Origin of the sequence: Streptomyces sp. N35, from assembly GCF_016464295.1 — a bacterium.
Taxonomy (GTDB): Bacteria; Actinomycetota; Actinomycetes; order Streptomycetales; family Streptomycetaceae; genus Streptomyces.
In genome coordinates this window covers 53331-64154 of the sequence record NZ_JAEIMH010000056.1, presented here as the reverse complement: position 1 = coordinate 64154, position 10824 = coordinate 53331, and the positions used below count along the sequence as shown (strand labels likewise).

Genomic DNA, 10824 nt, shown 5'->3' with positions numbered 1-10824 from the left:
GGCCCACAGACCGACATGGCTCCGACCCGACTTCAGGCCGCCCGCGCCGCCGCCGACGCCGGTGGCGAGACCGGCCGCGGCGGTGCCGACGTCCTGGACCAGCGGCTGCACCTCGGAGACGACGACGTCGGCGACCGGCCGTACGTCCTCGACGACACCGCCGGCGAAGGGCTGCACCTCGTCGGTGACACCCTGCGCGAACGGCGTGACGTCCCCGCCCGCGCCGTCCACCCGCGTCCCGGCGTCGGCGAGGGCCTGACCCACCACCGGGAGCACCGAGTCGACGGCGGTCGCGGCGAGGGGCGGGAGCACGGAGGCGGTGGTCTCGGCGACGACCGGGTTGGCCGCGGCGAGGGCACCCTGTGCCTGGGCGGGGGCCTGCGCGAGGACTGCCTGGGGGGCGAAGTCCGCGAGCGGGCCGAAGAGGTAGTCGATCTCGGCTTCGGGGGCGGGGAGTTGGGTGGGCAGTTCGGCCGACGGGAGGTCGGTGGTGGGGAGGTCGGCGGACGGGAGCTGGCCGGTCGGGAGCTGGCCGGTGGGGAGGTCGGCCGACGGGAGCTGGCCGGTCGGGAGGTCCGCCGACGGGAGCTGGCCCGTGGGCAGTTCGGCCGACGGGAGCTGGGATGCGGCGCCCTTGGCCTGGTCGGCGGCGGCCTGGACGCGGTCGGCCGCGCCCTCAATGTCCTTGACGTCGCCCGCGGCGGTCTCGGCCTTGGCCGCGGTGGTGGCCGCGGCCGCCTTGGCCTGGCCCACGGCCTCCTCGGCCCCGGCGCCGGACGCCTTGTCGCGGACCTGGTCGAGGGCGCCGGTGACGACGTCCACGTCGGGGGTGCTGACCGGCGCGGTGGCCGGCAGCTCGGCGGCGCTCGCGTTGGCGGCACCGATTCCGATCATGCCGGTGGCGCCGGCGGCGGTTATGACGAGGGAGCTGCGGATCTTCCGTCCGTTGACGGACGCGGCGCTCTGCTTCTTGTGCTTGCTCATTGCTGGGTCGGATCCTTCGAATTCGAGGGTACGAAGGGGCCGTTCACGGCTCCTTCGCGGCGGGCAGACCTGTCCCGCCCCCGCGCGGCAGGTCTACAGGCGGGGGAAAGGCCTGCCCTAGCCGGGGAATTCGAGGATGTCGCGATGCCGGTCGCGGATCCGGTCGTACGAGGTGGAGGCACCCTTGCCGCCGGACAACGGCACACCCAGGTGACCGTCCGGGAGGGTGGCGGGCTGTGCGTCACCGTGGCGCTGGGTGCTGGACTCGGCGGTGCTGTGGGCGCCGAGGCCCTGGGGTGCGCCGGGAGCCGGGAGGTGCGCGGGGCCCGACGGAAGCTCGGGGAGCGGCAGTTGGGCCACGGGGTGGGCGGACGGTCCGGCCGCCTGGCCGGTGTTGCCGTCCGTGCCCGCGAAAGCGGGCCGGTGGGCAGCGTCCGGACGCGTCTGATCCGCCGTGCCGGCCGGCGCGGACGCGGAGGCCGACGGGTCCTGCCCCTGGGCTCCCTCCGCATCGCCCGGCCCTGCGGGCCACGGGACATAGGGGAGCCCCGGCTGGGGCAACCCGACCGGTTCGAGCAGCCCTGTCACGGCCTCGACGGTCCGGCCGACCCCGTCGGCCACGGGCAGGGTGAGCTGCTGGACCGGCTCCTGCACGGACCGGACGACAGAACGGACGGGCGCCATGACCTCGCGGACGGGCGCCGCGACCTCGCGGACGGGCGCCGTGATGTCCCGTACCGGCTCGGCCGCCTCGCGTGCGGGTGCGGCGGCTTCGCGCAGGGGCTCGGCTGCTTCCCGTACTGGCTCGGCTGCTTCCCGTACGGGCGCGGCGGCCTCACGGGTGGAGTCGCCGACCTCCCGTACAGGCGCAGCAGCATCTCGTACGGGTGCCGTGACCTCTCGCGTGGTCTCGGCGACCTGACGCACCGGTTCGGTGACCGTCTCCTGTACGGGCTCGGCGGCCCCTCGTACCGGCTCGGCGGCACCGCGTACCGGCGCGGAGACCGTCTCCCGTACCGGCTCGGAGACCTCGCGTACCGGCTCCGAGACCGTCTCCCTCAGTGGGTCGGTGGCCGTCTGCGTCACGGAGACGGCAGAGGCCACGGGATCCGTGTCCTGCTCCGCAGCCCCGGCCCGCTCGCCGCACAGCAGCCCGAGCACGAGGAACGCGCCGAGCAGCAGGAGCAGTTGCAGCCCGCGCCGCACCGCCGTCGGGCGCATGAGGCGCCGGACGGCTGGGGGCAGCGTGGCCGCGTGGGTCAACGGGGCTCCATGTCGTGGGGTGGTGGGTGCCCGGGTGCGACGCCGACCGGGGGCCGACGCGCCGGCCGGGTGAGGTCCGGGGTCCGTGGGGGGCGGAACCGCTCACTCCAGCAAGCCCGCCGATCCTCGCACGCGACAACTGGGGTTACGCAAGCCCCCTGTTACTGATGGGGCTCCTTGTCCGGTATGGGCAGTGGGCGCTTCTCGATCGCCGCCGCCATCACGTCGGGGAACAGATCGGGCGTGCAGGCGAAGGCGGGAGCGCCCAGGCCGGCGAGGGCCGCGGCGTGCTCGCGGTCGTACGCGGGCGCTCCCTCGTCGGAGAGCGCGAGCAGCGTCACGAACTGCACGCCCGAGGCTTTCATCGCCGCGACCCGCTTGAGCATCTCGTTGCGTATCCCGCCCTCGTAGAGGTCCGAGATGAGGACGACCACGGTGTCGGCGGGGCGGGTGATCTGCGACTGGCAGTAGGCGAGGGCGCGGTTGATGTCGGTGCCGCCGCCGAGCTGGGTGCCGAACAGCACGTCGACCGGATCGTCGAGTTGATCGGTGAGATCGACGACCGCCGTGTCGAAGACGACGAGGCGGGTGCTGATCGAGCGCATCGAGGCGAGGACCGCGCCGAAGACCGAGGCGTAGACGACGGAGGCGGCCATCGACCCGGACTGGTCGATGCAGAGGATGACCTCCTTCTTCACGGACTGCGCGGCCCGCCCGTAGCCGATGAGGCGCTCGGGGACGACAGTCCGGTGCTCGGGCAGGTAGTTCTTGAGGTTGGCCGCGATGGTGCGGTTCCAGTCGATGTCGTGGTGGCGCGGGCGGTTGATCTTCGCGCTGCGGTCGAGAGCTCCGGTGAGGGTGGCCCGGGTGCGGGTGGCCAGGCGCTTCTCCAGGTCCTCGACGACCTTGCGGACCACGGCCCTTGCCGTCTCCTTGGTCGTCTCGGGCATCGCCTTGTTGAGCGAGAGCAGCGTGCCGACGAGGTGGACGTCGGGCTCGATGGCTTCGAGCATCTCCGGTTCGAGCAGCAGCGTGGACAGGCCGAGGCGGTCGATGGCGTCGCGCTGCATGACCTGCACGACGGAGGACGGGAAGTACGTGCGGATGTCCCCGAGCCAGCGCGCCACGGAGGGCGCCGAGGCGCCGAGCCCGGCGGAACGGTCACGGCTCGTGCCGCCGGCTCCGCCCCGCTTGCCGTAGAGGGATTCGAGCGCGGAGTCCATCGCGGCGTCCCGGCCCGACAGTTCGCAGCCGGTGCCGTCGGCCTCCTGCCCGCCGAGGACCATGCGCCAGCGGCGCAGACGCTCGGCCTCGGGCGAGGTGGGCGGAGTGGGGGTGGTTGGGGTGGCGGGGATGGTTGGGGTGGTAGGGGTGGCGGGCGAGGTGGGGGTGGTCATCCGGCAGCCTCCGCAAGTGCGTCCGAGTCCTCAGGGGATACGTCCAGGCCGAGCAGCAGCCGGACCACGGGCAGGACGGCCGCCGCCCGTTCCTCGTCCAGTGCGTCCGCGAACCCGGGCACGCCGACCGCCGCGGTCACGGCGGGCTGCGCGGCCGGGCCCCTGCGGACCAGTTCGCCGAGGGTGCGCCGTACGCCCGGTTCGTACGCCGAGAAGGTGCGGCGCAGCAGGGGCAGCACATCCGTGAACGCCGTATCGGGCACGGAGGTGAGCCAGGCGTCGACCAGACCGAGCAGCCGCTCGTCGTGGACGAGGAGCATGCCGCCGGACCCGCCGCCGACGAAGCCGTCGATCCACGCGGCCGCCTCGGCCGGCGGGGTGCCCACCGAGAGGGCGAGACCCATCAGGCGCCCGGCTTCGTCCTGGCTCAACTCCCCTTCGTCCAGGAGCAGTCGCACCGCCCGCCCGCGGATCACGCCGGGCACGGTGTCCCGGGTGCCGAGGGTGTGCAGAACGGTGTACCAGCGGGCTCGTATGCCGTCGGTCGCGGACTGAGGCAGGGCGGTGGCCGAATCGGCCTTCGCGTGCCGTTCGTCGTCGAGCAGGCCCACCGCACCGTGCACCGCGTCCACATGCGTGCGCATCTCGGCCGCGCCGTCCGCGTCGAGGCCGGCGCAGGCGGGCGCCAGGCCGACGAAGACGCGTTCGGCCAGGCCGGCCGCGACCTCGGTGAGCGCGCCGGTGTCGGTGCCGCGTACGTCTCCGTAGCGCAGCGAGCGGACCAGCGCGGGCAGGGCCTGGGCGAGATGGCCGACGTCGGCGTCGAGTGCCGCGCGGTCGGCGAGGACCCGCATCACCACGGGCAGCGCGTCGGGCAGCGCGGCCAGGAGGCAGCGCTCGGCGAGGGCGGTGACGTCGGCGAGGGCCGTGGCGCCCACCGCGTCCGACTCGGCCTTCGCGGTGGCCGCGCCGAGCACCGTGGTGCCCCAGATGCCGGCCTCGGCCACCCGTACGGCGAGTTCGGGTTCCCAGCGAAGGCGCCAGCTCTCGCGGAACGTGCCGGTGCTGCCGCGGGTGGCGGCCGCGGGTTCGCCCCAGCCGATGCCGAGCAGCCGCAGACGGTGCAGGAGCCGGCTGCGTCCGGCGTCGTTGGACTGGCGCAGGTCGAGCTCCAACTCCCGCTCCAGCGCCTCCGGCTTGAGCCGCAGCGACTTCTGGATCCGGGTGAGGTCGCGCTGCAGCGGTACGGCGGGCGCGGCCGAGGGCACTTCGCCGAGTACATCGCCCACGATGAGGCGGTCGTGGATGAGCGAGAGCGGTACGTCGGAGCCGTCGCAGAGCACGGCACGGGCGGCGTCCGTGGTCTCGGAGAGGCCGGGCAGCGGACGGCCGCGCATCACGGCGAGCGTCTCGGCGAGTCGTACGGCTTCGATGACATGGGCGGAGGAGACGAGACGGTCCTCGTCGCGCAGCAGCCCCGCGACCTTGGTCAGCCAGCGTTCCACGGGGCGGTCGGGGGCGGCGAAGAGATGCGCGTACCAGCCCGGTGAGTCGATCCCCGCGCCATAGCCGCTCGCGCGGGCGAGACGGCGGTGGGTCCAGGGCACCCAGGTCATGTCGACCTTCGCCTTGGGCAGGCCCTTGAGCAGGGTGCGGTCGGCGGTGACGGTGGTCTTCTCGCGCAGGGCGGGGACGTGCCAGGCGCCGCAGATGACGGCGTACTCCGCCCCGAACTCCTTTGTCGCGGCCCGCATTTGGAGCCGCATGTACGCCTCGCGTACGAGGTCGCGGTCGTGGCCGCCCGCCCCGTAGACCTCGCGCAGCGCACCCATCGCCTCCGCGAGCGCGGCGAACGGCGCCAAGGCGTCGGCCGTCTGCCCTCGGTACTCGACGACGTCCTCCCACCAGCGCTCGGGGTCGTCGTAACCGGCGGTCTCGGCGAGGACGGCGATGGGGTCGACGCGGAGGACTTCGGCGGAGGGGTCGGCCGCGGGCTCGACATCGAGGTCGGCATCGAGGTCGGCCATGGGCTCGGCATCGAGGTCGGCCGCGGGCTCGGCATCCGGATCGGCCGCCGGGCCGCCCTCTGCACCCGGCTCTCCCCCGGCGCCCGACTGGCCCCCAGCACCCGGCTCTCCCCCGGCGCCCGGCTCCCCCTCACAACCGGCCGGCCCCTCCTTCTCCCTCTCCCTCTCCCTCTTCCCCTCCTCCTCCTTCTCCTCCTCCGCCCGCATCGCCAGCGAGTGCGCCGCCGGCAGGTCGATGAACCGCACCGGAACGCCGCGCTCGAGCGCCCAGTTGACCGCCACCCACTCCGGCGAGAACTCCGCGAACGGCCAGAACGCCGAGCGCCCCGGCTCGTCCACCACATGTGCGAGCAGCGCGACCGGCGGCCGCATCTCCTCATCGGCGGCCAGCGCCACCAGCGCATCGGCCTCGGGCGGCCCCTCGATCAGGACGGCCCGCGGGCGCTGCGCATCGAGCGCCGCCCGTACCGCCCGCGCCGAACCCGGCCCGTGATGCCGTACGCCGAGAATCCACGGCCCGCTCTCGGCTCCCCCGTGCGCCGACCCCACCTCTGCGGTGTCTACAGCCCTCAACTCCCCTCCCCCTTTTCCCTTCCGTACGCGATCACCCGCACGCGATCACCCGTTCGCGATCAAGAGCTCCGGACGCTCACCCACTCACCTCGCGGCAGGCCCGGTAGAAGTCCTTCCAGCCGTCCCGTTCGCGCACGACCGCCTCCAGGTACTCCTTCCAGATCACCCGGTCCGCGGCCGGGTCGCGGACGACCGCGCCGAGGATGCCGGCCGCGATATCGCCGGCCCGCAGCACGCCGTCGCCGAAGTGGGCGGCGAGCGCGAGTCCGCCGGTGACGACCGAGATCGCCTCGGCCGTCGAGAGCGTGCCGCTCGGGGACTTGACCTTGGTGCGGCCGTCGGCCGTGATGCCGTCGCGCAGCTCGCGGAAGACGGTGACGACCCGCCGGATCTCGTCGATCCCGTCGGGCCCCGGCGGCAGATCGAGCGAGCGGCCCAGCTGGTCCACGCGGCGCGCGACGATGTCGACCTCGGCGTCGACGCTCTCGGGCAGAGGCAGCACCACCGTGTTGAAGCGGCGGCGCAGCGCGCTGGAGAGATCATTGACGCCGCGGTCGCGGTCGTTGGCGGTCGCGATCAGGTTGAAGCCGCGGACCGCCTGCACCTCCTGGCCCAACTCCGGTATGGGCAGCGTCTTCTCCGACAGGATCGTGATCAGCGTGTCCTGTACGTCGGCGGGGATACGGGTGAGCTCCTCGACCCGTGCCGTCATGCCCTCGGCCATCGCCCGCATCACAGGGCTGGGCACCAGGGCGTCACGGCTGGGGCCGTGGGCGAGCAGCTGCGCGTAGTTCCACCCGTACCGGATCGCCTCCTCGGGTGTGCCCGCCGTGCCCTGCACCAGCAGGGTCGAATCGCCGCTGACGGCGGCCGCGAGATGTTCGGACACCCAGGTCTTCGCGGTGCCGGGCACTCCGAGCAGAAGGAGCGCACGGTCGGTGGCAAGCGTGGTGACGGCGACCTCGACGATGCGGCGCGGGCCCACGTACTTGGGAGTGATCACGGTGCCGTCGGGCAGGGTGCCGCCCAGCAGATACGTGGCGACCGCCCACGGCGAGAGGCGCCAGCGCGCCGGGCGCGGGCGGTCGTCCGCGGCGGCGAGCGCGGCGAGCTCGTCCGCGAACGCGTCCTCCGCGTGCGGCCGCAGCACCTCTGCGGCGGGCCGCACGGTCTCGTTGTCGAGCACGGTCATGGATCCCCCTCCAGATCTCCGGGACGTCTCGTCCCGGGCCGATCTCCGGCATGGCATCCACGGTGCACCACGCCACTGACAATCGGCCTCGGCGGCGGATCGCAGGCCGCGCCAACTGCCGCTCGCGAAGCGCGAATCCGCAGGTCACAGGCGATTGTCAGTGGCGGGATCTACCTTCGCAGCATGACTCAGCAGGGGGTGCGCTGGACGGCTGATCAGGTGCTCGCACTGGCGCCTGACGCCGCGTCACGCAAAGCGGGAAGCAAGCTCGGAGCGGCCGGTCCGTGGTCCGAGGCGGGCAGTTCGAAGGAGGGGGCGGTATGGGGGTTGTGCAAGGGCAGCGGCAGCAAGCCGTATCAGACGGTCGTCGACACGGCGGGGCCCGCGTACAAGTGCAGTTGCCCCAGCCGGAAGTTCCCGTGCAAGCACGCGTTGGGGCTGCTGCTCCTCTGGGCGGGCGACGGGGGCGGCGGCTCGGCGCTGCCGGACGCCGAGGCGCCGGACTGGGTGGAGCAGTGGCTGGCCGGCCGGCGCCGGCGCGCGGAGGCTCCCGCGGCGGAGAGGGGGGACGGCAGCAAGCCGGTTGACGAGGAGGCGGCGCGGCGCCGTGCCGCGCGGCGGGCCGAGCGGGTCACCGCGGGGGTGACCGAGCTGGAGCAGCGGCTGGCGGATCTGGTGCGCGGCGGCCTGGCCTCGGCGGAGCAGTCGGGGCACAGGCTCGGTGAGGAGACAGCCCGGCGGATGGTCGACGCGCAGGCGCCTGGACTTGCCGCGCGCGTACAGGAGTTGGGGGTGATCCCCGCCTCGGGTCCTGGCTGGCCGGTGCGGCTGCTCGAGGAGTGCGCGCTGCTGCACCTGCTCGACCAGGCCTGGCTGCGCAGGGAACAGCTGCCGGCTCCCCTCGCCGCCACGGTCCGTTCGCGGATCGGCCTGCCCTCGTCCGCCGAGGGCCCCGCGCTGCGCGACCGGTGGGCGGTGCTCGCCCAGTACGACTCGGCGGACGCACGGCTCACCACGCGCCGGATATGGCTGTACGGACAGGAGTCGGCGCGCACGGCTCTGCTCCTCTCTTACGGGGCGGCCGGCCGCGCACCCGAACTGGCCCTGCCCGTCGGCCTCGCGCTCGACGCCGAGCTGTCCGCGTACCCGGGCGGCGGGCACCGGCATGCTCTCGGCGAGCGCTTCGCACCGGCCGCGCCCGCCGAGGTGCGCCCTGCCGGGGTGAGCACCCGCGCGGCGGCGTCCGCGTACGGCACGGCGCTGCGCGAGGACCCCTGGCTGGAGTCCTGGCCGGTCACGCTGCACGACGTCATACCGACCCCGGTGGGTGACGGCATGCAGCTCGCCGACGCCGACGGCTCGGGCGCGCTGCCCGTGGTGCCGGTGTCCCGGCCCGGTCTGTGGCGGCTCGCCGCCGTCTCGGGCGGAAGCGGGGTGACGGTCTTCGGCGAGTGCGGCCACCGCGGCTTCACGCCGCTGACGGTGTGGGCGGGGGACGCGGGCGACGCAGGGGGTGCGGTGTCGCTGTGCTGACGATGCGCCCTGCGCCCGCCGCTGCGCCGGCGAGCCCGGCCCGCTGCCGTACCGCCCCTTGTCCCTGTTCCGACGGCATGGAGGGAGGCCTCAGTTGATCACGGAAACCGAGATGACGACCTGGGAAGAACTTGTCACGAGCGCTCTGCTCGGGACCGACCGGCGCGGCAGCGTCGCACAGGCGGCCGGCCGCAGCCGCAAGGACGCGGCCGCCGCGCTGCTCGACCAGGCGGCGCTGCACACCGTGCGGCGCCGGGCGGGGCTGCGGCCCGGACCGGCGGCCCGACTCCCCGAGCAGGCACAGCCCGACCCGCGCCCCGCGCTCCCGGCCGCCGCACGCCGACGCCTGGCCATGCTGCTCTCCGACCGGCCCGGCGTGGGCAGCGGCGGACGGCGCGGCACCGCGCCCGATCTCACCGAACTGCTGCCGCAATGGCTGTCCGGTGCGAACGCGCACGGATACGCCGCACCACCCGAGCTGCTGCCCGCCCTGCTCGACGCGGCACGCGGCCGGACCGATCTGCGCCCGCCCGCGCTCGCCTTCGCCGGCCCGCGCGCGCTGTGGCTCGCCAAGCTCAATCCGGAGTGGAAGTTCGCGCTGCGCACCACGCCCGGGGGCAGTGCGCTCCCCTCACCCGACGACGAGGACGCGGTCCGGCGGCTGTGGGAGGAGGGCCTGTTCGCCGAGCGGGTGGCGCTGCTCGGTGCCGTACGGGCGTATGACGCCGAGGCCGCCCGGGTCCTCCTGGAGAGCACCTGGTCCACCGAGCGGGCCGAGGACCGGCTGATGTTCCTCGACTCGCTGCGCACGGGGCTCGCGGACGGCGACGAGCCGTTCCTGGAGCGGGCCCTGAGCGACCGCAGCCGCAATGTCCGTACCACCGCGGCCGAGTTGCTGTCCGCGCTGCCGACCTCGGCGCTGGCCGGGCGGATGGCTCGGCGGGCGGCGACGAGCATCGCGCTCGACGCGCTGCGCACCGGGATCACGGTCGAGGCGCCGCACGAGTGCGATCCGGGGATGGAGCGTGACGGCGTCGTGGCCACACCTCCGCCCGGTCGGGGGCAACGGGCTTGGTGGCTGGGCCAGTTGGTGGAGGCCGCACCGCTGGCGACCTGGCCGCAGCGGCTCGGCGGGCGGACACCGGCCCAGATCGTCGCGCTGCCCGTGGCCGACGACTGGCAGGCCGAGCTGCATGCCGCGTGGTGCCGTGCGGCCGTACGGCAGCGGGATGCCGCATGGTCGCGGGCGCTCCTCGGGGCGCCCGCGTCACCGGGAGCGGCGGGCCCCGGCGCGGTCTCGCTCGCGGAGCGCGCGAAGCTGCTCGGCACGCTGCCGGAGGGGGAGCGTGCGGACTGGGTGGCCGGGTTCATCGCGGCGCACGGTCTCTCCGAGGCGTTCCAGCTGCTCGGCATGTGCGCCGTGCCCTGGTCCGAGCCGCTCGGCGGTTCGGTCGTCGACGCGCTCAACATCGCGCGGGACGCCGGGAGTTATCCGTGGTCGTTCAGCGGCGTGATGGGTCTGGCCGAGCGCTGCCTCGACCCGGCGGCCGCGGTGCGCCTCGAAGCGCTCACGGCGACGCCGGACGAGAGGGAGGACGGCGCGCCCGGGGCGGGCGGGTACTGGGCGGAGGCGTTCCAGCGGCTGGTGGGGACGCTGCGGTTGCGGGCGGTGATGCGGGAGGAGTTGGCGGCGGCCAAGGTCCGTTGACCGGTGACGGTCGGTGAGGGTGCGGGTGCGGGTGCGGTGCGCAGATTTCCCCTCCCCGCCCCTTCCCCAAACCGGCGGGGCTCCCCCCCCCCCCCCCCCCCCCCCCCCCCCGCGCTTCCCCCCCACCCCCCGGGGGGGGGGGGGGCG

At 74.4% G+C, this 10824-nt stretch carries 7 protein-coding genes; 2 read left to right on the top strand and 5 right to left on the bottom strand.

Going from position 1 to position 10824, the window contains the following annotated elements:
- From JAO81_RS27570 to JAO81_RS27550, 5 genes are all read right to left on the bottom strand, one after another.
- Positions 1-984 (bottom strand): hypothetical protein (locus JAO81_RS27570; RefSeq protein ID WP_199550647.1); only part of this gene is annotated, 984 nt, incomplete at its 3' end.
- Between the two features lie 117 nt (positions 985-1101).
- Positions 1102-2247 (bottom strand): hypothetical protein, encoded by a 1146-nt coding sequence (locus JAO81_RS27565; RefSeq protein ID WP_199550646.1) that lies wholly within the window; start codon positions 2245-2247, stop codon positions 1102-1104.
- Between the two features lie 161 nt (positions 2248-2408).
- A complete protein-coding gene (locus JAO81_RS27560; RefSeq protein WP_199550654.1) occupies positions 2409-3533 on the bottom strand; it encodes a VWA domain-containing protein in 1125 nt (374 codons plus the stop codon).
- A gap of 107 nt (positions 3534-3640) precedes the next feature.
- On the bottom strand, positions 3641-6244 hold the full coding sequence (locus JAO81_RS27555; protein WP_233415991.1) for a DUF5682 family protein: 2604 nt from the start codon (positions 6242-6244) through the stop codon (positions 3641-3643).
- Positions 6245-6320: 76 nt separating this feature from the next.
- The gene (locus JAO81_RS27550; protein WP_199550645.1) at positions 6321-7436 is read right to left on the bottom strand and encodes an AAA family ATPase; all 1116 of its coding nucleotides are present in this window, start codon (positions 7434-7436) and stop codon (positions 6321-6323) included.
- 183 nt (positions 7437-7619) lie between these two features.
- Between JAO81_RS27550 and JAO81_RS27545 the strand changes: the two genes are divergently transcribed.
- Positions 7620-8969 carry an SWIM zinc finger family protein gene (locus JAO81_RS27545; RefSeq protein ID WP_199550644.1) on the top strand — a complete coding sequence of 450 codons (1350 nt, stop codon included), beginning with the start codon at positions 7620-7622 and terminating at the stop codon, positions 8967-8969.
- 112 nt (positions 8970-9081) lie between these two features.
- Positions 9082-10677 carry a DUF5691 domain-containing protein gene (locus JAO81_RS27540; protein ID WP_199550643.1) on the top strand — a complete coding sequence of 532 codons (1596 nt, stop codon included), beginning with the start codon at positions 9082-9084 and terminating at the stop codon, positions 10675-10677.
- Positions 10678-10824 lie beyond the last annotated feature (147 nt).